Origin of the sequence: Amycolatopsis sp. cmx-4-83 (assembly GCF_046548815.1) — a bacterium.
Taxonomy (GTDB): domain Bacteria; phylum Actinomycetota; class Actinomycetes; order Mycobacteriales; family Pseudonocardiaceae; genus Amycolatopsis; species Amycolatopsis pretoriensis_A.
Genome location: NZ_JAEBEF010000010.1, coordinates 84,557 through 106,630, shown reverse-complemented (window position 1 = coordinate 106,630; position 22,074 = coordinate 84,557). Strand labels below are relative to the sequence as shown.

Below are 22,074 nucleotides of genomic sequence, written 5' to 3'. Positions count from 1 at the left end.
AAACCTTTGGGGCGACCGATGGCACGCAGACGAGGCATGCTCACGCTCGACGAACTCCGCGCACGCGTGGACGCGGGCACGATCGACACGGTGCTCGTCGCGCTCACGGACATGCAGGGGCGGCTGCAGGGCAAGCGCTGCTCGGCCGAGTACTTCCTCGACGAGGTCGTCGGGCACGCCACCGAAGCCTGCAACTACCTGCTCGCCGTCGACGTCGACATGAACACCGTCGACGGCTACGCGCTTTCGTCGTGGGAGAGCGGCTACGGCGACTTCGTGCTGCGCCCCGACCTCGAAACCCTGCGCGAGATCCCCTGGCACGAGGGCACCGCGCTGGTGCTCGCCGACGTCGAGCGCGTGCAGGGCGGCCCGGTCGGGGTGTCGCCGCGGCAGATCCTGCGCCGTCAGCTCGACCGGCTCGCCGAGCGGGGGCTCGCCGCCTTCGTCGGGACCGAACTCGAGTTCATCGTCTTCGACGACACCTACGAAGCCGCCTGGGACAAGCACTACCACGGCCTCAAGCCCGCCAACCAGTACAACGTCGACTACTCGATGCTCGGCACCGCCCGCCTGGAGCCGCTGCTGCGCCGCATCCGCAACGACATGGCCGGCGCCGGGCTCTACCCGGAGTCCGCCAAGGGCGAGTGCAACCCCGGCCAGCAGGAGATCGCCTTCCGCTTCACCGACGCGCTCGCCACCTGCGACAACCACAGCGTCTACAAGAACGGCGCCAAGGAGATCGCCGCGCAGGAGGGCAAGAGCCTCACGTTCATGGCGAAGTACAACGAGCGCGAGGGCAACTCCTGTCACATCCACATCAGCCTGCGCTCGACCGAGGGCCGGGCGGTGCTCGCGGGCGACAGCGAGCACGGCTTCTCGAAGCTGATGGAGCAGTTCCTCGCCGGCCAGCTCGCCGCGCTGCACGAGCTGACGTACTTCCTCGCGCCGAACATCAACTCCTACAAGCGGTTCGTGCCCGGCAGCTTCGCGCCGACCGCGATCGCTTGGGGCACCGACAACCGGACGTGCGCGCTGCGCGTGGTCGGGCACGGCGAGTCGCTGCGCGTCGAGAACCGCGTGCCGGGCGGGGACGTCAACCCGTACCTGGCCGTCGCCGCGCTGATCGCCGCCGGCCTGCACGGCATCGAGAACGAGCTCGAGCTGGAAGAACCGTTCACCGGCAACGCCTACCACTCCGGCCGGGACACGGTGCCGACCACGCTGCCCGAGGCGGCCGCGGCCCTGGCCGGCAGCGAGATCGCCCGCAGCGCGTTCGGCGAAGACGTCGTCGAGCACTACCTGAACGCGGCGAAGATCGAGGTGGACGCCTACAACGCCGCCGTCACCGACTGGGAGCTCGTCCGTGGCTTCGAACGACTCTAGGCCGGTCATCGGCCTCACCAGCTACCTGGAACCCGCGAAGTTCGGAGTCTGGGAGACCGAAGCCGCGCTGCTGCACCGGGTCTACGTCGACTGCGTCGTCGCGGCCGGCGGCATCCCGGTGCTGCTGCCGCCGGTGTCCGGCGCGCACGACCGGCTCGTGTCCACTGTGGACGGGCTGGTGCTGACCGGCGGCGCCGACGTCGAGCCGGCGCGCTACGGCCAGGAGCCGCACCCCACCACCTACACCCGGCCGAACCGGGACGCCTTCGAGTTCGGCCTGTTCGCGGCCGCGCGGAAGGCCGGGAAGCCGGTGCTCGGCGTGTGCCGCGGCCTGCAGGTGATGAGCGTCGCCCTCGGGGGATCGCTGGTCCAGCACCTGCCGGACGCGCGGGGGACCACCGAGCACCAGCCCGCGCCCGCGACGTTCGGCCGGGGCACCGTCACCCTCGCCGAGGGGAGCCGGGCGGCGGCGATCCTGGGGTCGGAGACCAAGACGTTGTGCTACCACCACCAGGCGATCGACCGGCTCGGCGCCGGCCTCGAACCGGTCGGCTGGGCCGCCGACGGCACGATCGAGGCCGCCGAGATCCCGGGCGAATTCGCGCTGGGCGTGCAGTGGCACCCCGAGCAGGACAGCGACGACGTCCGGCTGTTCGCCGCGCTCGTCGACGCGACCGAGGAGAACCGATGAGCACCTTCGACGTCCTGAACCCCGCCACCGAGGAGGTGGTGCGGACCATCCCGCTGACCAGCGCGGAGGAGACCGACGCGGCGATCGCCCGCGCGCAGGCGGCGTTCCCGGCCTGGCGCGACGTCACCCCCGGCGACCGCGCGCGGCTGCTGCGCCGCTTCGCCGGCGCCGTCGAGGGCGACCTCGAGAACCTCGCGCGGCTCGAGGTCGAGAACTCCGGGCACACCATCGGCAACGCGCGCTGGGAAGCGGGCAACGTCCGCGATGTCCTCAACTACTACTCCGCCGCCCCGGAACGCCTGATCGGCAAGCAGATCCCGGTGCCGGGCGGCGTCAACGTCACCTTCCAGGAACCCCTGGGCGTCGTCGGCGTGATCGTGCCGTGGAACTTCCCGATGCCGATCGCGGGCTGGGGTTTCGCGCCCGCGCTCGCCGCCGGCAACACCGTCGTCCTCAAGCCCGCCGAGCTGACGCCGCTCACGGCGATCCGGCTGGGCGAGCTGGCGCGCGAGGCGGGCATCCCCGACGACGTCTTCCAGGTGCTGCCCGGCAAGGGATCCGTGGTCGGGCAGCGGTTCGTGGACCACCCGGGCGTGCGCAAGGTCGTCTTCACCGGCTCCACCGAGGTCGGCAAGCAGATCATGGCCGGCTGCGCGGCCCGGGTGAAGCGCGTGACGCTGGAGCTGGGCGGCAAAAACGCGAACATCGTCTTCGCCGATTCCGACCTGGAGAAGGCCGCCGCGACCGCGCCCTACGGCGTCTTCGACAACGCGGGCCAGGACTGCTGCGCCCGCTCGCTGTTCCTGGTGCAGGCGAGCGCGTACGACCGGTTCATGGAGCTGCTGGAACCCGCTGTGCACGGCGTCGTCGTCGGCGACCCCGGCGACGAGAAGACCGAGATGGGGCCGCTGATCTCGGCCGCGCACCGGGAGAAGGTCGCTTCCTACGTGCCCGGCGACGCGCCGGTCGCCTTCCGCGGCACCGCGCCGTCGGGTGCGGGCTTCTGGTTCCCGCCGACCGTCCTCACCCCGCCCGACCTGCGGCACCCGGCCGCGGCGGAGGAGGTGTTCGGCCCGGTCGTCGCCGTCGTGCCGTTCGCCGAAGAGGCCGACGCGATCCGCATGGCGAACGCCACCGAGTACGGCCTTTCGGGGTCGATCTGGACCCGGGACGCCGGGCGCGCGTTCCGGGTGGCGCGCGGCGTCGAAGCCGGCAACCTCTCGGTCAACTCGCACTCTTCGGTGCGCTACTGGACGCCGTTCGGCGGGTTCAAGCAGTCCGGCCTCGGCCGTGAGCTGGGCCCCGACGCCGCGGCGGCGTTCACCGAAACCAAGAACGTCTTTCTCAGCACGGAGGAGTAATGGTCCAGCGATTCGAAGGCCGCGTGGCGGTCATCACCGGCGGCGCGAGCGGCATCGGGCTGGCTTCGGCCCGCCGCCTGGCGAGCGAAGGGGCGAAGGTCGTCATCGCGGACCTGACCCCGGCCGTCGGCAAGGCGGTCGCCGACGAGATCGGCGGCGCGTTCATCCAGGCCGACGTCACCGACGCCGAGCAGGTCGAGAACCTGTTCCACAGCACGGTCGAGCAGTTCGGCTCGGTCGACGTCGCGTTCAACAACGCCGGGATTTCGCCGCCCGAGGACGACTCCATCCTGACCACCGGCATCGAGGCGTGGGAACGCGTGCAGCGCGTCAACCTGACGTCGGTGTACCTGTGCTGCAAGGCCGTCCTGCCGCACATGCAGCGCCAGGGCCGCGGTTCCATCGTCAACACCGCGTCGTTCGTCGCGGTGATGGGCGCGGCGACGTCGCAGATCTCCTACACCGCGTCCAAGGGCGGGGTGCTCGCGATGAGCCGCGAGCTGGGCATCCAGTTCGCGCGGGAGAACATCCGCGTCAACGCGCTGTGCCCGGGGCCGGTGAACACCCCGCTGCTCAAGGAGCTGTTCGCGAAGGACCCGGAACGCGCGGCACGGCGGCTGGTGCACGTCCCGGTCGGCCGGTTCGCCGAGCCGGAGGAGATCGCGGCGGCGGTGGCGTTCCTCGCCAGCGACGACGCCAGCTTCATCACGGCGTCGCAGTTCCTGGTCGACGGCGGCATCTCCGGCGCGTACGTCACCCCGCTCTAACGGCGCGTCTTCGCCCCGGGTTTCCGCACGCCGTACACCTCCCGCAGGTACTTCCAGGCCGCGTTGAGGGTCTTGCGCTCTTCGGAGATCTGGCGTTCGCGCCGCCGCAGGATGCGGGTGGCGATCTCGGCGGCGAGGAACGCCCCGGCGGCGAAGGTCAGCGTGCCGACGATCAGGACGAGGGCGATCACGGTGGTGGTCATGGTGACCAGCGTCGAGCCGGCGTGGGCGATTCGTCCCCGCGCAAAGCTAGCGGGTTTCGTTAGCTTTGTGAGGTGACGCACTGGCGCGCCGACGAGTGGGCGGAAGCGGTCCGGGCCGGGATCCGCTCCCGGGGCCTCTCCCTGGACGAGGCCGCCAGGCGCATCGGCGTTCCGACGTCGACCCTGCGCAGCTGGATCGAGCACCGGCACGCGCCGAAGGTCACCGTCTTCGACCACTGGGCGCAGCTCGCCGAGGTGACCGGGCTCGGGGAGGCCGAGCTGCTGCGCGTCGCCGGGGTGCTGCCCGACTCGCTCGCTTCGCCGGTGCACGTCGCCCAAGCCGCGAAGGCGCTGCGGGAAGGCATCGACCAGGCCGGGCAGTTCCTCCGGCAGGCCACCGCGCTCGTCTACTCCTCGCCCGGCACGCAGGTGGCCAACCTCATCGCCGCGTCGCCGATCGACTGGGAGATGCGGATCCGCTCGGCCACCCGCGGCGACGAGGTCCGCGTCACCTACCACCACTACGTCGGGGTCGTGCCGCCGCGGGACTTCCCGCACGACGACGCCGAGGCTCGCCGGATCCTCGAGCACGAGGTCCTCGGCGAGCTGTGGCGGCCGCTCGGACTCTACTGGCGGGTCGCCGAGGTGCACGACTGGCACGAGCCGCCGCGGCTGGTCATCCAGGTGCCGGAGCAGGAGGCGACGCGCCCGCCCGTGCCGTCGCCGGTCGTCGCGGCGCCACCGGTCGTGGTGCTGTCGCCGATCTGGGGGTACGGCGAGCTGCTGGCGTCGCTGGTGGCCGACGGGCTCGGGTTCGGCAACGTCGACTTCCGCTACTTCGGCCTCCCGGACGCGATGGCCGACCGCGTCCGCACCACCGCCCGCGAGCTGGCCGGGCCCGCGCCGCGGCTGGTGCACTCGGTGCCGCCGATCATGCTGCTGCACGGCCTGGCCGTGCCCGACCTGACCGGCCGTCTCCCGGTGGTGGTCCGCTACGGGCCTCGCATGCGCGCGCGGGCGGCGCGGATCTACCGGTCGGCGCTGCTCGAAGCCGGCTTCGACGACCCCCTCGACGGCGCCCGGGCGATCGAGGAGGCGATCGCGGTCCCGCCCGGCTGCCCGTACTACGAGGTGACGCTGGCCGACGAGGACGTCTTCGACGGCGACCGCCCGTCCCTGGACCGGCTCAACGACTCGGTGGCCTGGCACGCCGAGCAGATCGTGGAGCAGGTCCTGCTGGGTGCGGGCCACCCGCCGGTCCCGCTCGGCGGGCCGTTGAAGCGGCTGGTCCTGCCCTCGGGCCGGGTCCGCCGCCCGCCCGCGCTCGCCGGCGGGGTCGCGCGCCGGGTCGACGGCGAGCCCTGACCCGCTGGTCGACGTGGGGTCGAGGATCACTGTGGCGTTGGCCGGGTTGTGTAGACGCCCGCCGGAACCGCCGGGTACCGTAACCGCCACAACTGCAGATCGGGCCGTTGAGCCGAGGCGGGAGAGCCCTCACGAAGTCGGTGGGGCACCGAAGGAGCAAACTCCCCGGAATCTCTCAGGTACCTGCTACCGCTTCGCGCGAGGCCACTCTGGAAAGCAGGCGCACCCGCGCCTCACCCAAGGTGAAAGCCGCTTCACACGCGGTGAAACTCTCAGGTGCCATGACAGAGGGGGAGTTCCCAGCGCACCGTTGTGTGCCCGGCCCGAGGAGCTCCCGATCACCTCCACGCAGTTCGACGCCCGCCACATCGGCCCGTCCGAGGCCGAGCGCGCGAAAATGCTGGCCGAATGCGGCTACAGCAGCCTGGACGCCCTCGTCGGCGCCGCCGTCCCGAGCGCGATCCGCGCGACGAAGGAACTCAGCCTCCCGCCCGCCGCGTCCGAAGAGGAAGCCACCGCGGAGCTGCGCGCGCTCGCCGCGCGCAACCGGCCGATGACGCAGATGATCGGCCTCGGCTACTCCGACACCGTCACCCCCGGCGTGATCCGCCGCAACGTCCTCGAGAACCCCGCCTGGTACACCGCGTACACGCCCTACCAGCCGGAAATCTCGCAGGGCCGGCTCGAAGCCCTCCTCAACTTCCAGACCATGGTCGCCGACCTGACCGGCCTGGCCACCGCGAACGCGTCCCTGCTGGACGAGTCGACCGCCGTCGCCGAGGCCGTCACGCTGATGCGCCGCGCGTCCAAGTCGAAGTCCAACAAAGTCGTCCTGGACGCCGAGTGCCTGCCGCAGACCATCGCCGTCGTGCGCACCCGGGTCGAGGCGCTGGGCATCGAGGTCGAGGTCCGCGACCTGCTCACCGGCCTGCCGGACGAGTTCTTCGGCGTCGTCGCCCAGTACCCCGGCGCGTCCGGCGTGCTGCGCGGCCGCGGCTTCTACCACGCGATTTCCGAGTCGGCGAAGGCCGCGGGCGCGCTGTTCACCGTCGCCGCCGACCTGCTCGCCCTGACGCTGGTCACCGCACCCGGCGAGTTCGGCGCCGACGTCGCCGCCGGTTCGACGCAGCGCTTCGGCGTCCCGCTCGGCTACGGCGGCCCGCACGCCGGGTACATGTCCGTGCGTGCCGGCCTCGAGCGCTCGCTGCCCGGGCGGCTGGTCGGCGTCTCGGTCGACGCCGACGGCAACTCCGCCTACCGCCTCGCGCTGCAGACCCGTGAGCAGCACATCCGCCGCGAGAAGGCGACGTCCAACATCTGCACCGCGCAGGTCCTCCCGGCCGTGCTGGCCGCGATGTACGCGGTCTACCACGGCCCGGACGGCCTGAAGAAGATCGCCCGGCGCGTCCACGGCCTCGCCGCGGGCTTCGCCGCAGCCCTCCGCAAGACCGGCGTCGAGGTCGTCCACGAGTCCTTCTTCGACACCGTCGTCGCGCACGTCCCCGGCCAGGCCGCCGAGGTCCACGCGGCCGCCCGTGAAGCCGGCATCAACCTCGGGCACGTCGACGCCGACCACGTCCGCGTCGCCTTCGACGAGGTCAGCACCCCCGCGATCGCGGCGCAGGTCCTGAAGGCGTTCGGCGTCGAAGGCGACCTCGAAGACGGCGTCGCGCTCCCGAACGGCCTGGCCCGCGAGAGCGGCTTCATGGGCCACGAGGTCTTCGGCACCCACCGCTCCGAGACGGCGATGCTGCGCTACCTGCGCAAGCTGTCCGATCTGGACTACGCGCTCGACCGCGGCATGATCCCGCTCGGCTCCTGCACGATGAAGCTCAACGCCACCACCGAGATGGAGCCGATCAGCTGGCGCGAGTTCGCCGGCATCCACCCGTTAGCGCCGGCCGAAGACGCCGAGGGCTACCACACGCTCGTGGGGCAGCTCGCGGAGTGGCTGGCCGAGGTCACCGGCTACGACAAGGTGTCCCTGCAGCCCAACGCGGGCAGCCAGGGCGAGCTGGCCGGGCTCCTCGCGATCCGCGCGTACCACCGCGCGAACGGCGACGACGCCCGTGACGTCTGCCTGATCCCGTCGTCCGCGCACGGCACCAATGCGGCTTCCGCGGTGCTCGCCGGGATGCGCGTGGTCGTCGTGAAGTGCACCGACGAGGGCAACGTCGACCTGGCCGACCTGCGGGCCAAGGTGGACGCCCACCAGGACACGCTCGCCGCGATCATGGTCACCTACCCGTCCACGCACGGCGTCTACGAGCACGACATCGACGAGCTGGCCAAGATCGTCCACGACGGCGGCGGCCAGGTGTACGTGGACGGCGCGAACCTCAACGCCCTGCTGGGCCTGGCCAAGCCGGGCGAGTTCGGCGGCGACGTCTCGCACCTGAACCTGCACAAGACCTTCTGCATCCCGCACGGCGGTGGCGGCCCCGGCGTCGGCCCGGTCGCGGTGCGCGCGCACCTCGCGCCGTACCTGCCGAACCACCCGCTGCTGGACCAGGCCGGTCCCGAGACCGGCGTCGGCCCGATCAGCGGCGCGCCCTACGGCTCGGCGTCGATCCTGCCGATCTCCTGGGCCTACGTCCGGATGATGGGCGCGCCCGGCCTGACCGCCGCGACGAAGGTCGCCGTGCTGGCCGCGAACTACGTCGCTTCGCGCCTGGCCCCGCACTACCCGGTGCTCTACACGGGCCAGGACGGTCTGGTCGCGCACGAGTGCATCCTCGACCTGCGCCAGATCACCAAGGAAACCGGCGTGACGGTCGACGACGTCGCGAAGCGGCTCATCGACTACGGCTTCCACGCGCCGACCATGTCGTTCCCGGTCGCCGGCACGCTGATGGTCGAGCCGACCGAGTCCGAGGACCTCGGCGAGATCGACCGGTTCATCGCCGCGATGATCGCCATCCGCGCGGAGATCGACGAGGTCGCCGCCGGTCGCTGGAGCGCCGAGGAGTCGCCGCTGCGGGGCGCCCCGCACACCGCCGAGACGCTGGTGGGGGAGTGGGACAAGGCGTACGACCGCGAGCTGGCCGTGTACCCGGCCGGGGTGTCGCGCAAGAACAAGTACTGGCCCCCGGTGCGTCGCATCGACGGCGCCCGCGGCGACCGTAACCTCGTGTGCTCCTGCCCGCCCCTCAACACTTACGAAGGCTGATCCGTGTCACGCGAAACTTCCCTGCACGGAGTCCACAAGGGACTCGGTGCGCTGTTCACCGACTTCGCCGGCTGGTCCATGCCGGTCCGCTACGCCAGCGAGCTGGCCGAGCACAAGGCCGTCCGCGAGGCGGCCGGCCTGTTCGACCTCTCGCACATGGCCGAAATCCACGTCACCGGGGCGCAGGCCGCCGACGTCCTGGACTTCGCGCTGGTCGGCAACCTGACCGGCGTCAAGCCCGGCCGGGCGCGGTACACGATGATCTGCGACGCCGACGGCGGCGTGCTCGACGACCTCGTCGTCTACCGCCTCGCCGACGAGCACTACCTGGTCGTCGCCAACGCGGGCAACGCGAAGGTCGTCGCGGACGCCCTCGCCGAGCGGGTCGCGGGCTTCGACGCCGTCGTCGACGACCGGAGCGAGACCACCGCGCTGATCGCCGTCCAGGGCCCGAACGCCGCGGCGATCCTCGGCTCGGTGACCGACGCCGACCTGGCCGCGCTCAAGTACTACGCCAGCGTCCCGGCGGTCGTGAAGGGCCACGACGTCCTGCTCGCCCGCACCGGCTACACCGGCGAAGACGGCTTCGAGCTGTTCGTGAACGCCGACGAGGCCCCGGCGGTCTGGCGGATCCTGACCGAGGCGGGCGAGGGCCACGGCCTGGTCCCGGCCGGCCTGGCCTGCCGCGACACGCTGCGGCTGGAAGCCGGGATGCCGTTGTACGGCAACGAACTCACCCTCGACCAGAGCCCGTTCGAAGCCGGGCTCGGCCGCGTCGTCAAGTTCGAGAAGCCGGGCGACTTCGTCGGCCGCGCGGCGCTGGAGGAACGGTCCAAGCAGGACGTCCCGCGCGTGCGCGTCGGGCTCAAGGGCGCCGGTCGCCGCGCCCCGCGGCACGGCTACAAGCTCCTGGCCGACGGCAAGGAGATCGGCGAGGTCACCAGCGGCGCGCTGTCGCCGACGCTGGGTCACCCCATCGCCATGGCGTACGTCGATCGGGCGTACACCGAGCCCGGCACCGAGCTCTCCGTCGACATCCGGGGCAGGATCGAGCCCGTCGAGGTCGTCGCCCTTCCCTTCTACTCCCGCGCGTAAAGGACTCCCAGCTGTGAGCATCCCCGAAAACCTGAAGTACACCAAGGAACACGAGTGGCTGTCCGTCGAAGACGGCGTCGCCACCGTGGGCATCACCGCCTTCGCCGCCGAGTCACTCGGTGACATCGTGTTCGTCCAGCTGCCGGACGCCGGCTCGGCGATCACCGCCGGCGAGGTGTTCGGCGAGGTCGAGTCGACCAAGTCGGTCAGCGAGCTGTACGCGCCCGTCTCCGGCGAGGTCGTCGAGGTGAACGGCACCACAGCCGACACCCCCGAGGTCATCAACTCCGACCCGTACACGGAAGGCTGGCTGCTGAAGGTGCGTCTGACCGGGGACGTGCCGGACCTGCTCGACGCCGCCGCGTACGCCGCGCTCACCCAGGAGAACTGATGACGACGTTCGACCAGCACCTGTCCGAAGTCGACCCCGAGGTCGCCGCGGCCGTCGCCGACGAACTGACCCGCCAGCAGTCCACCCTGGAAATGATCGCGTCGGAGAACTTCGCCCCGGTGGGCGTGCTCGAGGCGCAGGGGTCGGTGCTGACCAACAAGTACGCCGAGGGCTACCCCGGCCGCCGCTACTACGGCGGCTGCGAGCACGTCGACGTCGTCGAGCAGCTCGCCATCGACCGCGCGAAGGCCCTGTTCGGCGCCGAGCACGCCAACGTCCAGCCGCACTCGGGCGCGCAGGCCAACGCGGCCGCGATGTTCGCCGTGCTCAAGCCGGGCGACACGATCCTCGGCCTCGACCTGGCGCACGGCGGGCACCTGACGCACGGGATGAAGATCAACTTCTCGGGCAAGCTCTACAACGTCGTCGCCTACCACGTCGACAAAGAGACCGGCATCGTCGACCTCGCCGAGATCGAGCGCCTGGCCGTCGAGCACAAGCCGAAGCTGATCATCGCCGGCTGGTCCGCCTACCCGCGTCAGCTCGACTTCGCCGAGTTCCGCCGGATCGCGGACCTGGTCGAGGCCAAGCTGATGGTCGACATGGCGCACTTCGCCGGGCTGGTCGCGGCCGGGCTGCACCCGTCGCCGGTGCCGCACGCCGACATCGTCACCACGACCACGCACAAGACCCTGGGCGGCCCGCGCGGCGGCCTGATCCTGTCGCGGCAGGAGCTGGCGAAGAAGATCAACTCGGCGGTGTTCCCCGGCCAGCAGGGCGGGCCCCTCGAGCACGTCATCGCGGCCAAGGCCGTCGCGCTGAAGATCGCCGCGAGCGAGGAGTTCAAGGAGCGCCAGCAGCGCACCCTGGAAGGCTCGCGGATCCTGGCATCGCGGCTGTCGCAGGCGGACTGCGCCGACGCGGGGGTGCGCGTGCTGACCGGCGGCACCGACGTCCACCTGGTGCTGGTCGACCTCGTCCAGTCCACCCTGGACGGTCAGCAGGCCGAGGACCGGCTGCACGAGGTCGGCATCACGGTCAACCGCAACGCCGTCCCGTTCGACCCGCGCCCGCCGATGATCACCTCCGGTCTGCGCATCGGCACGCCGGCGCTCGCCACCCGCGGGTTCCAGGCCGAGGACTTCACCGAGGTCGCCGACGTCATCGCCGAGGCGCTGAAGCCGGACTTCGACGACGCCCTGCGCTCGAAGCTGCGCGACCGCGTCGAGGCGCTGGCCGCGAAGCACCCGTTGTACGCGGACCTGTCCCGGTGAGCGCGCTGCCCGAGGGCCGGAAGCTGCTGCGTCTCGAGGTACGCAACAGTGAGACGCCGATCGAGAAGAAGCCGCCGTGGATCAAGACGCGGGTGCGGATGGGGCCGGAGTTCACCGAACTCAAGGGCCTGGTGCGCCGTGAGGGTCTGCACACGGTGTGCGAAGAGGCTGGTTGTCCCAACATTTACGAGTGCTGGGAAGACCGGGAGGCCACGTTCCTGATCGGTGGCGATCAGTGCACGCGCCGCTGTGACTTCTGTCAGATCGACACGGGTAAGCCTGCCGAGCTGGACCGGACTGAGCCGCGGAAGGTCGCCGAATCCGTGCAGGCCATGGGCTTGCGGTACTCGACGGTCACCGGTGTCGCCCGTGATGACCTTGAGGACGGCGGCGCGTGGCTGTACGCGGAGACCGTGCGCCAGATTCACGCGTTGAACCCGGGTACGGGGGTCGAGTTGCTGATCCCGGACTTCAACGCGGATCCGGCGCAGCTGGCTGAGGTGTTCGGGTCGCGGCCTGAGGTGTTGGCGCACAACGTGGAGACGGTTCCGCGGATCTTCAAGCGGATCCGTCCGGGCTTCCGCTATGCGCGTTCGCTCGAGGTCATCACGAAGGCGCGTGAGGCGGGTTTGGTGACGAAGTCGAACCTGATCCTGGGCATGGGTGAGACGCCGGATGAGGTGGCTCCGGCGATGCAGGACCTGGTCGATGCGGGGTGCGAGATCCTGACGATCACGCAGTACCTGCGTCCGTCGCCGCGGCACCACCCGGTGGACCGGTGGGTCAAGCCCGAAGAGTTCGTCGAGCACTCGAAGGCTGCCGAGGCGATGGGCTTCGCGGGCGTGATGGCGGGACCGCTGGTGCGCTCGTCCTACCGCGCGGGACGGCTCTACGCGCAGACCAAGGGTTACCGTGGGGAGGAGCTGCCGTCGAACCTGCAGCACCTCGCCGACCAGGGCCCGGCCGCGCAAGAAGCCAGCTCTCTGCTGGCGCGATAGGAAGGGGCGGATCAATGGCGATCAGCGTCTTCGACCTGTTTTCCATCGGCATCGGCCCGTCGAGCTCCCACACCGTCGGGCCGATGCGGGCGGCACTGACCTTTGTGGACGGACTCGGTGACGACCTCGCGCGGACTTCCCGCGTGCAGGCCGAGCTGTTCGGCTCGCTCGGCGCGACCGGCTTCGGCCACGGCAGCGACAAAGCCGTCCTGCTCGGGCTTTCCGGTGAGCGTCCCGAAGAGATCGACACCGACACCGTGCCGGGCAAGATCGCGGAGATCCGCGAGTCCGGGCGGCTGAAAGTCGGCGGCACGCACGAGATCGCGTTCGACGAGGACAACGACCTCACCATGCACCGCCGCAAGTCGTTGCCCGCGCACCCGAACGGCATGGTCTTCCGCGCGTTCGACGCCGCCGGTGAGCTGCTGCGCGAGCGGACGTACTACTCGGTCGGCGGCGGATTCGTGCGCGACGAGTCCTACGAGACCGACGCGGTGTTCGTCGAGGACTCGACGCCGGTGCCGTACCCGTTCCGCACGGGCGCGGACCTGCTCGGGCACTGCGCGGAAACCGGGCTGCCGATCAGCGAGGTCATGCTGGCGAACGAGCTGGCCTGGCGCTCGCGCGAAGAGGTGCGCGACGGGCTCCTGGACATCTGGGCCGTCATGGCCGAGTGCGTCCGCAACGGCTGCACGCACGAAGGCGTCCTCCCGGGCGGCCTGAAGGTACCGCGGCGCGCGAAGGCGTTGCACGAGAAGCTCCTGGCCGAGGACGGCCTGGACGACCCGCTGTACGCGATGGACTGGGTGAGCCTGTACGCCTTGGCGGTCAACGAGGAGAACGCCGCGGGCGGCCGCGTGGTGACGGCCCCGACCAACGGCGCGGCGGGGATCATCCCGGCGGTGCTGCACTACTACCAGCGCTTCATCCGCCACTCGACCGACGACGGCATCGTCAAGTTCATGCTCACGGCGGGCGCGATCGGCTCGATCCTCAAGCAGACGGGCTCGATCTCGGGCGCCGAAGTCGGCTGCCAGGGCGAAGTCGGCTCGGCGTCGGCGATGGCCGCGGCGGGCCTGACGGAGGTCCTCGGCGGCTCACCGGCCCAGGTGGAGAACGCGGCGGAGATCGGGGTGGAGCACCACCTCGGGCTCACTTGTGATCCGGTCGGCGGCCTGGTCCAGATCCCGTGCATCGAGCGCAACGCGGTGGGCGCGTCGAAGGCGATCCACGCGGCCCGCATGGCGATGCGCGGCGACGGCAGCCACGTGGTGACGCTGGACAAGGCGATCAAGACGATGCGCGAGACGGGCGCGGACATGAGCGTCAAGTACAAGGAAACCGCCCGCGGCGGCCTGGCGGTGAACGTCATCGAGTGCTGACCTGAGGTCCGCACTTTCACGTGAAAGTGCGGACCTGGGGTGACACGCACTTTCACGTGAAAGTGCCGCTTCGGCTCAGCGCGGCTCGTCTTCCGGCTCGACCGCCAGCCGCAGGCCGACTTCGACCAGGGTCCAGCCGAACTGCTGTCTTTTCGTGCCCGTGTGGCGTTTCGGCGTCGCGCGCCCGGGTGGGCGGTTGCGCACGCCGTGGCGCAACTCGTTCTCCCGTTCGTGGACCAAGTCCTCGGCCATCAGGAAGTGCACCGGATCGCCCCCTGCGTCGATGTGCGGTGTCGGTCGCTCCATCGTCGCTCACCGTGGCCGTCTCGATCCACCGGTTTTCCGCGCCGCGAACACCGGCGCGGGAACGCAGGGTGACCGCGGCCGGCGTGCGGCGCCTAGACTCGCGGGATGGAGTCGACGTCGGTGGCGAATGCCGGTGAAGCGCTGTTCCGGCCGGTTCGCACGGGCAACGCCTTCGAGGAGACGGTCGAGCGGCTGCTGCAGGCCATCCGGCTCGGCGTGGTCGGCGCGGGGGAGCGGCTGCCGTCGGAACGGGAGCTCGCCGAGCGGCTCGGGGTCAGCCGCGTGACGTTGCGGGAAGCCATCCGGGCGCTCTCCGACGCCGGTTACGTGGAGTCACGCCGAGGTCGGTACGGCGGCACGTTCGTGAACGAGAGCCTCCCCGCACCTTCCGAGAAGTCACCCAGCGGCAAGGTCGACGCCGTCGGGCTGGAGGACGCGTTGAGCCTCCGGTACGTCCTCGAAACCGGCGCCGCCGAGATGGCCGCGGCGCGGTCGCTGAGCCCCGCCGACCGGCAGCACCTCACCGGCACGCTCGCCGAGGCCGCGGGCGCGGACCTCGAGGACTACCGGCGCAAGGATTCCCGCCTGCACCTGGCGATCGCCGAGGTCACCGCATCCGGCTCCCTGACCACGGCGATGGCCGACGCCCGCACCCGCGTCAACCAGCTGCTCGACCGGATCCCCTTGCTGCCGCCCAACCTCGAGCACTCGAACGCCCAGCACGAGGCCATCGTCGACGCGATCCTCGCCGGCGACGCCCCCGCCGCCCGCCAGGCGATGGCGGAGCACATCGAAGGCACGGCGTCCCTCCTCCGCGCCTTCCTCTCCTGACGCTCGGACCATTGTCAGCTCGGGTAGCGCTCAGGCGGGGCGGCGACCACTTTGCCGCGCACTCGGCGGCGGGGTGCGCGGGTCGTTGGCTCGGATAGCGCTCAGGCCGGGACGACGACGACCTTGCCGTGCACCGCGCCCTCGGCCGCCCGTGCGTGCAACGCCGGCAGCTCGGCCAGCGGCACCCGCTCGGCCACGTCGACGCGCAGCTCGCCCTGGTCGACCAGGGCCACCAGCTTCGCCAGCTGATCGGCGTCGCTGCGGACGAACAGGTCGATGCCGCGCACGCCGCGTTCCTCGTCGGACGGCGCCGGCATCCACACCGTCGTGTTCACCAGCGCGCCGCCCGGCCGGATCAGGGTGACCAGCGCGGCCAGCTCCGCCGGGTCGACCGGGGCGAGGTTGAGCACCAGGTCGACCGGCTCGGTCACCGCCGCAGTCACCGGTGTCGTGGTGTGCTCGACGACTTCGTCGGCGCCGGCGGCCTTGACCGCGTCGGTGCTGCGCGGGCTCGCCGTCGCGATGACGTGGGCGCCGGCCCCCTTGGCCAGCTGCACGGCGTAGCCGCCGACCGCGCCGCCGGCGCCGTTGATCAGCACGCGCTGCCCCGAGCGCAGCCCGCCGTGGTCGAAGAGCGCCTGCCGCGCGGTCAGGCCGACCAGCGGCAACGCGGCCGCGTCGGCCAGCGGGACGTCCCGGGGCGCCGCCGTCAGGGCCTCGGCCGGTGCGACGACGTACTCCGCGGCCGCGCCGGGGCCGTCCATCGGCAGGAAGCCGACGACCCGGTCGCCGGCCGCCAGGCCGTCGACGCCGTCACCGAGCGCGTCGACCGTGCCGGCGACGTCGATGCCCGGGGTGTGGGGCAGCTCGACGGGGATGGGGCCGCGCATGAAGCCGCCGCGGATGTTGCCGTCGACGGAGTTGAACGACGTCGCGGCGACCCGGAGCCGGACCTGCCCCGCGCCCGGCACCGGCAGGTCCACGTCCTCGTAGCGCAGGACTTCCGGGCCGCCGTAGTCGTGGAAACGCACTGCCTTCATCGGAGTTCTCGCTTTCGGTGAGAGCCATGTGCTTCGAATTCGAAGCAACTGCGGACCACGCTACAACTGCTTCGAATTCAAAGCAAGTGTTGCCGGTCACCCTTGATCCACACGGCTCAGGATCGTGGTCGCGGCCGGGCTCAGCCTGGGCCGGCTTGGCCCACCCTGAGCACGGCCGGCCCGCGGGCGGCGCGGACGACCTCGGCGAGGCGGACCGCGTCGGGCGAGGACGGCGCCGCGGTGAGGACCACCGCCATCAGGTCGTCCCCTGGCACGTCGAGCAGGCTGCCGTCGAGCGCGACGTCCTCGCCGTCCGGCGTGCGGAACACCGCGCGGTTCTCGTACGCCGACACCGTTTCCGGGGCGCGCCACAACGCGTCGAACGCCCGGCTGGTGCTCCGCAGCTCGTCGACGAGGCCGGCGAGTCCCTCGTCGGCGGGGTACCGCAGGTGCGTGTCGCGGAGCCGGGCGGCGAGCGCGGCGCGGAACCCGGCCTGGTGCTCGTCGGTCCGGGAGATCTCCCCGCGCGCGTCGCGGAACGTGCGCCACGCGACGTTCCAGTCCCGGCCGCTCCCGGTCGCCGCCCCGCCGCCGAGCGCCAGCCACGCACCGTTGACGGCGACGACGTTCCACGCCCGGTCGGTCAGGAACGCCGGGGTGCCGCCGAACCGCTCCAGCAGCCGGATCGCCGCCGACCCGGCCTCGCGCGGCACCTGCCCGTCGGCGGCCGCGTACCCGGCGAGCGCGCACAGCCGCTCGTAGTCCGCCCGGCTGATCCGCAGTGCGCGGGCGATCGCGGTCACCACGCCGGCCGACGGGTGGCGGCGGCCCTGCTCCAGCCGGCGCACGTAGTCCGCGGACACCCCGGCCAGCTCGGCGAGCTCTTCCCGGCGGAGCCCGCGGACCCGCCGCCCGGTCCGCGGCCCGGCGGGCGGCTCGGCCCGCTCGCGCAGCCGGCGGACCGCGGCGCCCAGCTCGGACAGCGACATGGCGCCAGTCTGCACCACCAGACTCCTTCGAATTCGAAGCAGTAGACTCCGGGCATGCCGCAACCGTCGCTCGACCCCGTGCAGCTCGGCGCCTACTTCGACCTCGTCGAGGTGACCAGCCTGCTGCGGCACGCGGTCGAGCAGCAGCTGCGCGAGGCCGGCGAGCTCAGCTACGTGCAGTTCCAGCTGCTGGCCCGGCTCGGGGACTCGCCGACGGGCAGCCACCGCATGACCGACCTGGCCGACGGCGTCGTCTACAGCCGCAGCGGCCTGACCTACCAGGCGGGCCTGCTCGAGAAGGCCGGCCTGGTGGTGCGGTCGCCGTCGCCGGACGACGAGCGGAGCACCACGGTCACCATCACCGACGCCGGGCGCGAGCGGCTCGCGCAGGTGCTGCCCGGGCACATCGAGGTGGTCAGCGGCCTGCTCTTCGAGCCGCTCTCCCGCGCCGACGTCGAAACCCTCGCCGGCCTGCTGGCCCCGGTCCGGGACCACATGCGCTCGACGCCACCGCGCTCGGCGGCTCCCCGGAGGCGCGCCGGCGGCGGCTAACGGCGTGTCTTGACAGGATTCGAACAACCCGCGGTAGTTCTCCACAGAACCTTTTCACCCGTCCGGCCGTCATCCGTTCGTGACCTTGCCGAACGAGGAGCCGACCGACGAACCCGCCGTCAAAACCCCGCGACGGCGGCGGTGGCGGCGCATCCGGCGGACCGCGTACTGGACGTTCGGCGTGCTGGCCGGCGTCCCGCTGATCGCGTTCTGGGCCGCCTACCTCGTGCTCGACGTCCGCAGCCCGCAGGAGGTGCTGGCCGGGCTCGACAAGACCGTCGTGCTGCAGTACTCCGACGGTTCCGAGCTGCTGAAGGTGATCCCGGCCGACGGCGACCGGATGTTCGTGCCCTACGCGCAGGTGCCGGCGAAGCTGCGGGACGCCATCATCGCCACCGAGGACCCGACCTTCTGGGACAACCAGGGGTTCGACCCGACCGGCATCGGCCGCGCGTTCCTCACCGGCGTCGGCGGCGGGTCCGGGATCACCCAGCAGTACATCAAGAAGTCCACCGGCGACGACGACGCCACGATCGGCCGCAAGTTCGCCGAGCTCGTGCTGGCCACGAAGATCACGCAGGAGCAGAGCAAGGAACAGATCTTCGAGAGCTACGTCAACATCATCTCCTTCGGCCGCGGCACGTTCGGGCCCGCGGCGGCGATGAACGCCTACTTCGGCAAGAAGCTCGACGACTCGATCACCTGGAGCGAAGCGGCTTTCCTCGCCGGGATGATCCAGTCGCCGTCGGTGCACGACCCGGCCGCGTCCGGCGACGCGCACGCCGGGCGGCGCTGGGAGTACGTGCGCGACAAGCTCCGCGGCCGCGGGTACGTCAAGAGCGGCGAGGCGATGACGTACCCCGGTCCCGAGATCCAGCCGCCCTCGGAAACGCGGGCGGGCCGCGTGACCTACGACGAATTCCACGTCAAGCAGCAGGTGCTCGCCGAGCTCGACCGGGCAGGCTTCCCGCTCGGCCGGCTCCAGCAGGGGAACATGACGGTCGAGACGACGCTGGACCGCGGGATGCAGGACGCCGCCGGGAAAGCGTTGCAGGACCGGCTGAAGGGCGAACCGAAAGAGTTCCGCGGCGCCGTCGTCGCGGTCGACCCGCGGACCGGGGCCGTCCGCGCGTACAACGGCGGCGACCAGGGCGTGCGCGACTACGCGGGCACCTCGCACGCGCCGGGTTCGGCGTTCTACCCCTTCACGCTCGCCGCGCTGCTGGGCCACGGCTACGGCGCCGACCAGCCGATCCCGTCGCCGTCGAAGCTCGAGTTCCTCGGCGAGAACTTCCAGTACCCGGACGTCTGCGGCCCGAGGTGCACCCCGCGCACGGCCATGGGGAAGCACGCCGACGGGCCCTTCGTCGCGCTGGCCAAGCAGCTCGGCCCGGACGCGCTGAGCGAGACCGCGCGCCGGGCCGGCATCCCGGAGACCGTCGACGGCGTCCCGACCATGCGCGAGAAGGACGGCTTTCTCATCGGGCCGGGCATCGCGGTCGGCCGGTACCCGGTGCGGCCGCTCGACCTGGCCGGCGCCTACGCGACCTTCGCCGCCGACGGCCGGCGCGCGACCCCGCACCTGGTCGCGAAGGTGCGCGACGAGAGCGGTGCGGTGGTGTGGGAGGCCCCGGACACCGCGAGCCCGGCGTTCGGCGACGACGACGCCAGTCACCGCGTCGCCCGTGACGTCACCAGCACCCTGACCGACGACGGCGGCACCGTGCTGCGCACCGGCGAGGCCGAGCACGGGAACAGCCCGGACAACCAGGACGCCTGGGCCGTCGGCTACACCGGGCAGCTCGCGACCGCGGTCTGGATCGGCTCCGACGACGACCGGCGGCTCAAGGACGCCCACGGCGCGAAGCTGACCGGAGACGTCGTCCCGGCCGACGTCTGGCGCGGCTTCATGACGGCGGCGCACCAGGTGGTGCCGCCGCCGTCACCGGTGGCCCGGCCACCGCGCTGAGCCTTCGGAAAGCGGTTACCGGACGATGCCCAGCACGAACCCGTCGTGCCCCTTGGTGCCGACGGTCTGGACGGCGGTCGCGTCCAGCCGCGGCTCGGCGGCGAGCACGTCGAACATCTCCCGCGCGCCGCGGACGTTCGGGTCGTCGCTGCCCGCGTCGGCGACCCGGCCCTGGCGCACGACGTTGTCGACGACGATCGTGGTGCCCGGCCGGGACAGCTCCAGCGCGGCCCGCACGTAGTTCGCCAGGTTGGCCTTGTCGGCGTCGATGAACACGAAGTCGAACGGCCCGGTGAGCGTGGGCAGCGTGTCCAGCGCGGCGCCGACCCGGATCTCGGCGACGTCCTCGCCGAAGCCCGCCCGCGCCAGGTTCGCCTTCGCGACTTCCGCGTGTTTCGGTTCGTATTCGCAGGTCACCAGCTTGCCGCCGGCCGGGAGCGCGCGGGCCAGCCAGATCGTGCTGTACCCGCCGAGCGTGCCGATCTCGAGGATCGCCCGCGCGCCGGACAGGCGGGCCAGCAGGTTCAGCAGCTTGCCCTGGTTGGGCGCGACGGCGATGGACGGCAACCCGGCGGCGGCCGAGTCGGCGAGTGCGTCGTCGAGCACCGGATCGGGGGCGAGCAGCGCTTCGGTGAGGTAGTCGTCGACTTCGGCCCAGGTCTTGTCGGTCATGGCACCTCCACGGCCAATCTAGCGGGCTGGGATCATGCTCAGGAGCGACCGGAAGCGGGAAAGGTGGACATGGACGACTACCGCGTCGTCGCGGACACCCTCGCGGCCGACATCGAAGCCGGCCGGCTGCGCCCCGGCGACCGGCTCCCGCCGCAGCGCCGGTTCGCGCGGCAGCACGGCATCGCGAACTCCACCGCCGCCCGCGTCTACGGCGAGCTCGTCCGGCGCGGCCTGGCCGTCGGCGAAGTCGGCCGCGGCACGTTCGTCCGGGCCGCGAAGCCGCCGCCCGAGCCCGCGCTCGCCGAGCCCGGCGACGCCCGCGTCGACCTCGAACTCAACTTCGCCGTCCTGCCCGACCAGTCGGCGCTGCTGGCGAAGGCACTGGAACCGTTGCTGCGCCCGGACGTCCTCACCGCGGCCCTGCACCCGATCGGCGCCGCGGGGACACCGGCGGCCCGGACGGCGGCGGCCGCGCTGCTCACCCGCGGCGAGTGGCGCCCGGACCCCGCGACGATCCTGTTCACCGGCAACGGCAGGCAGGCCATCGCGGCGGCGATCGCCGCGTTCGTCCCGGTGGGGGAGCGGCTCGCGGTGGAGTCGCTGACGTACCCGGTGGTCAAGGCGCTGGCGGCGCGGCTCGGGATCGAGCTCGTGCCGATCGAGACCGACGAGGACGGCCTCGTGCCGGCGGCCCTCGCCGCGGCGGAGCCGGTGCGCGCCCTGTACGTCCAGCCGACGCTGCACAACCCGCTCGGCACGACGATGCCCGCGCGACGGCGGGAGGAGCTGGCCGAAGTCGTCGAGCGGCTCGACCTGCCGGTGATCGAGGACGGCATCTACACGTTCCTGCGCGACGACGTCCGGCCGTTCGCCGCGTACGCGCCGGAGCGGACCGTCTTCGTGGACAGCCTGTCCAAACGCGTCGCGCCCGGCCTGACCGCGGGCTTCCTGGTGCCGCCGCCGCGGTGGGCCGCCCGGCTGGCGTCGTCGGTGCGCTCGGGTGGCTGGGCGGCGTCGCGCTTCGCCGTCGAAGCGGCGACGCAGTGGATCGTGACGGGCACGCTCGCCGAAGTCGAGGCCGCCAAACGCCGCGACGCCGCCGCGCGGGCCTTGCTGGTCCGGGAGAAGCTCCCGGACCTGCGCGGCGACGCGGCTTCGTACCACCGCTGGTGGGAGCTGCCGGACCACTGGCGAGCGGACACGTTCGTGGCCGCCGCGGCCCGGCACGGGATAGCGCTCTCCCCGGCGGCGGCGTTCGCCGTGCTGCCGGGGCACGCGCCGAACGCCGTGCGGGTCGCGGTGTCGGCGCCGCCGGTGGAGATCTTGAGTGCGGCGCTGGACGTCTTGGCCGGGCTGGCGAGCGGGAGCCCGGACGACCTGCTGGCGGATTGAGCTTCCGGCCACGCCGGTGCCGAACTCGGCCGCGCACCCCGGTGTTTCGCGGAGTACGAGCGGGCGATGGCGGGTGCGCAGTGCCGAGGTGGTCGCCGAAAGCGTCCGGTTCGGCGGGCGCGCTCAGCGAATCCGGCCGGGCTGGCGGGCGGGAGCCCGGACGACCTGCTGGCGGATTGAGCGCCCGGCCACGCCGGCGCCGAACTCGGCCGCGCACCCCGGTGCTGTCGAAACCGCCTTCGCG

The 22,074-nt window shown here is 71.9% G+C and carries 20 protein-coding genes and 1 riboswitch; of the genes, 15 read left to right on the top strand and 5 right to left on the bottom strand.

The genetic code is table 11. The features are described from left to right. The first annotated feature begins 18 nt into the window (after positions 1-18). Genes ACLJQM_RS30065 through ACLJQM_RS30050 form a run of 4 tightly spaced genes read left to right on the top strand, consistent with a single transcriptional unit; the run spans position 19 to position 4,202 of the window. The gene (locus ACLJQM_RS30065; RefSeq protein ID WP_247013269.1) at positions 19-1,383 is read left to right on the top strand and encodes a glutamine synthetase family protein; all 1,365 of its coding nucleotides are present in this window, start codon (positions 19-21) and stop codon (positions 1,381-1,383) included. Next, on the top strand, positions 1,364-2,074 hold the full coding sequence (locus ACLJQM_RS30060) for a gamma-glutamyl-gamma-aminobutyrate hydrolase family protein (protein WP_360774185.1): 711 nt from the start codon (positions 1,364-1,366) through the stop codon (positions 2,072-2,074). Before ACLJQM_RS30065 ends, ACLJQM_RS30060 begins: the two co-directional genes overlap by 20 nt. Further along, positions 2,071-3,435, top strand: coding sequence for an aldehyde dehydrogenase family protein (locus ACLJQM_RS30055; protein WP_410633676.1), 1,365 nt, complete (start codon positions 2,071-2,073; stop codon positions 3,433-3,435). Before ACLJQM_RS30060 ends, ACLJQM_RS30055 begins: the two co-directional genes overlap by 4 nt. After that, positions 3,435-4,202, top strand: a complete 768-nt coding sequence (locus ACLJQM_RS30050) for a 3-oxoacyl-ACP reductase (protein WP_247013263.1) — start codon at positions 3,435-3,437, stop codon at positions 4,200-4,202. The genes ACLJQM_RS30055 and ACLJQM_RS30050 overlap by 1 nt, the downstream gene beginning before the upstream one ends. Here ACLJQM_RS30050 and ACLJQM_RS30045 read toward each other — a convergent pair. Then, the gene (locus ACLJQM_RS30045) at positions 4,199-4,405 is read right to left on the bottom strand and encodes a hypothetical protein (RefSeq protein WP_410633675.1); all 207 of its coding nucleotides are present in this window, start codon (positions 4,403-4,405) and stop codon (positions 4,199-4,201) included. The two genes, ACLJQM_RS30050 and ACLJQM_RS30045, sit on opposite strands and share 4 nt — an antisense overlap. A 72-nt stretch (positions 4,406-4,477) precedes the next feature. Here ACLJQM_RS30045 and ACLJQM_RS30040 point away from each other — a divergent pair, with 72 nt between their 5' ends. The 7 genes from ACLJQM_RS30040 (at position 4,478) to ACLJQM_RS30010 (ending at position 14,079) form a co-directional block, all read left to right on the top strand. Beyond that, positions 4,478-5,770 carry a helix-turn-helix domain-containing protein gene (locus ACLJQM_RS30040; RefSeq protein WP_410633673.1) on the top strand — a complete coding sequence of 431 codons (1,293 nt, stop codon included), beginning with the start codon at positions 4,478-4,480 and terminating at the stop codon, positions 5,768-5,770. 199 nt (positions 5,771-5,969) lie between these two features. Further along, positions 5,970-6,068: riboswitch (glycine riboswitch) on the top strand. Positions 6,069-6,107: 39 nt separating this feature from the next. Then, positions 6,108-8,939, top strand: a complete 2,832-nt coding sequence (gcvP, locus tag ACLJQM_RS30035; RefSeq protein ID WP_410634068.1) for an aminomethyl-transferring glycine dehydrogenase — start codon at positions 6,108-6,110, stop codon at positions 8,937-8,939. 3 nt (positions 8,940-8,942) lie between these two features. Beyond that, entirely contained in the window at positions 8,943-10,034 is a 1,092-nt protein-coding gene (gene gcvT, locus ACLJQM_RS30030; RefSeq protein ID WP_410633671.1) for a glycine cleavage system aminomethyltransferase GcvT, read from the top strand. 13 nt (positions 10,035-10,047) lie between these two features. Next, complete coding sequence (gene gcvH, locus ACLJQM_RS30025; RefSeq protein ID WP_247013255.1) at positions 10,048-10,425, top strand: glycine cleavage system protein GcvH; 378 nt, start codon at positions 10,048-10,050, stop codon at positions 10,423-10,425. Continuing rightward, complete coding sequence (gene glyA, locus ACLJQM_RS30020; RefSeq protein WP_410633670.1) at positions 10,425-11,699, top strand: serine hydroxymethyltransferase; 1,275 nt, start codon at positions 10,425-10,427, stop codon at positions 11,697-11,699. The genes gcvH and glyA overlap by 1 nt, the downstream gene beginning before the upstream one ends. Then, entirely contained in the window at positions 11,696-12,697 is a 1,002-nt protein-coding gene (gene lipA, locus ACLJQM_RS30015) for a lipoyl synthase (protein ID WP_410633669.1), read from the top strand. Before glyA ends, lipA begins: the two co-directional genes overlap by 4 nt. A 14-nt stretch (positions 12,698-12,711) precedes the next feature. Beyond that, positions 12,712-14,079, top strand: coding sequence for an L-serine ammonia-lyase (locus tag ACLJQM_RS30010; protein WP_247013250.1), 1,368 nt, complete (start codon positions 12,712-12,714; stop codon positions 14,077-14,079). A 75-nt stretch (positions 14,080-14,154) separates the two neighbouring features. On the opposite strand, the gene ACLJQM_RS30005 is transcribed toward ACLJQM_RS30010, so the two are convergent. Then, complete coding sequence (locus ACLJQM_RS30005) at positions 14,155-14,385, bottom strand: hypothetical protein (protein ID WP_410633668.1); 231 nt, start codon at positions 14,383-14,385, stop codon at positions 14,155-14,157. Positions 14,386-14,490: 105 nt separating this feature from the next. Here ACLJQM_RS30005 and ACLJQM_RS30000 point away from each other — a divergent pair, with 105 nt between their 5' ends. Further along, complete coding sequence (locus ACLJQM_RS30000; protein ID WP_247013246.1) at positions 14,491-15,216, top strand: FadR/GntR family transcriptional regulator; 726 nt, start codon at positions 14,491-14,493, stop codon at positions 15,214-15,216. Positions 15,217-15,317: 101 nt separating this feature from the next. On the opposite strand, the gene ACLJQM_RS29995 is transcribed toward ACLJQM_RS30000, so the two are convergent. Together ACLJQM_RS29995 and ACLJQM_RS29990 are read right to left on the bottom strand one after the other, a co-directional pair. Beyond that, positions 15,318-16,256, bottom strand: a complete 939-nt coding sequence (locus ACLJQM_RS29995) for an NADP-dependent oxidoreductase (RefSeq protein ID WP_410633666.1) — start codon at positions 16,254-16,256, stop codon at positions 15,318-15,320. Between the two features lie 140 nt (positions 16,257-16,396). Beyond that, positions 16,397-17,260 (bottom strand): helix-turn-helix domain-containing protein, encoded by an 864-nt coding sequence (locus tag ACLJQM_RS29990; RefSeq protein WP_410633664.1) that lies wholly within the window; start codon positions 17,258-17,260, stop codon positions 16,397-16,399. 39 nt (positions 17,261-17,299) lie between these two features. Between ACLJQM_RS29990 and ACLJQM_RS29985 the strand changes: the two genes are divergently transcribed. Then, positions 17,300-17,797, top strand: a complete 498-nt coding sequence (locus ACLJQM_RS29985) for a MarR family winged helix-turn-helix transcriptional regulator (RefSeq protein WP_360782759.1) — start codon at positions 17,300-17,302, stop codon at positions 17,795-17,797. Between the two features lie 79 nt (positions 17,798-17,876). After that, entirely contained in the window at positions 17,877-19,766 is a 1,890-nt protein-coding gene (locus ACLJQM_RS29980; protein WP_410633661.1) for a transglycosylase domain-containing protein, read from the top strand. A gap of 15 nt (positions 19,767-19,781) precedes the next feature. On the opposite strand, the gene ACLJQM_RS29975 is transcribed toward ACLJQM_RS29980, so the two are convergent. Next, a complete protein-coding gene (locus ACLJQM_RS29975) occupies positions 19,782-20,438 on the bottom strand; it encodes an O-methyltransferase (protein WP_360782756.1) in 657 nt (218 codons plus the stop codon). 69 nt (positions 20,439-20,507) lie between these two features. On the opposite strand from ACLJQM_RS29975, the gene ACLJQM_RS29970 reads away from it, so the two are divergent. Next, a complete protein-coding gene (locus ACLJQM_RS29970) occupies positions 20,508-21,830 on the top strand; it encodes a PLP-dependent aminotransferase family protein (RefSeq protein WP_410633659.1) in 1,323 nt (440 codons plus the stop codon). Positions 21,831-22,074: the final 244 nt, after the last annotated feature.

What these genes read in the sequence shown, in the direction of transcription:
- ACLJQM_RS30065 (WP_247013269.1), top strand. Translation starts at nt 19, where the DNA reads ATGGCACGCAGACGAGGCATGCTCACGCTCGACGAACTCCGCGCACGC.
- ACLJQM_RS30055 (WP_410633676.1), top strand. Translation starts at nt 2,071, where the DNA reads ATGAGCACCTTCGACGTCCTGAACCCCGCCACCGAGGAGGTGGTGCGG.
- ACLJQM_RS30050 (WP_247013263.1), top strand. Translation starts at nt 3,435, where the DNA reads ATGGTCCAGCGATTCGAAGGCCGCGTGGCGGTCATCACCGGCGGCGCG.
- ACLJQM_RS30045 (WP_410633675.1), bottom strand. Translation starts at nt 4,405, where the DNA reads ATGACCACCACCGTGATCGCCCTCGTCCTGATCGTCGGCACGCTGACC.
- glyA (WP_410633670.1), top strand. Translation starts at nt 10,425, where the DNA reads ATGACGACGTTCGACCAGCACCTGTCCGAAGTCGACCCCGAGGTCGCC.
- ACLJQM_RS30010 (WP_247013250.1), top strand. Translation starts at nt 12,712, where the DNA reads ATGGCGATCAGCGTCTTCGACCTGTTTTCCATCGGCATCGGCCCGTCG.
- ACLJQM_RS30005 (WP_410633668.1), bottom strand. Translation starts at nt 14,385, where the DNA reads ATGGAGCGACCGACACCGCACATCGACGCAGGGGGCGATCCGGTGCAC.
- ACLJQM_RS30000 (WP_247013246.1), top strand. Translation starts at nt 14,491, where the DNA reads ATGGAGTCGACGTCGGTGGCGAATGCCGGTGAAGCGCTGTTCCGGCCG.
- ACLJQM_RS29995 (WP_410633666.1), bottom strand. Translation starts at nt 16,256, where the DNA reads ATGAAGGCAGTGCGTTTCCACGACTACGGCGGCCCGGAAGTCCTGCGC.
- ACLJQM_RS29985 (WP_360782759.1), top strand. Translation starts at nt 17,300, where the DNA reads ATGCCGCAACCGTCGCTCGACCCCGTGCAGCTCGGCGCCTACTTCGAC.
- ACLJQM_RS29975 (WP_360782756.1), bottom strand. Translation starts at nt 20,438, where the DNA reads ATGACCGACAAGACCTGGGCCGAAGTCGACGACTACCTCACCGAAGCG.
- ACLJQM_RS29970 (WP_410633659.1), top strand. Translation starts at nt 20,508, where the DNA reads ATGGACGACTACCGCGTCGTCGCGGACACCCTCGCGGCCGACATCGAA.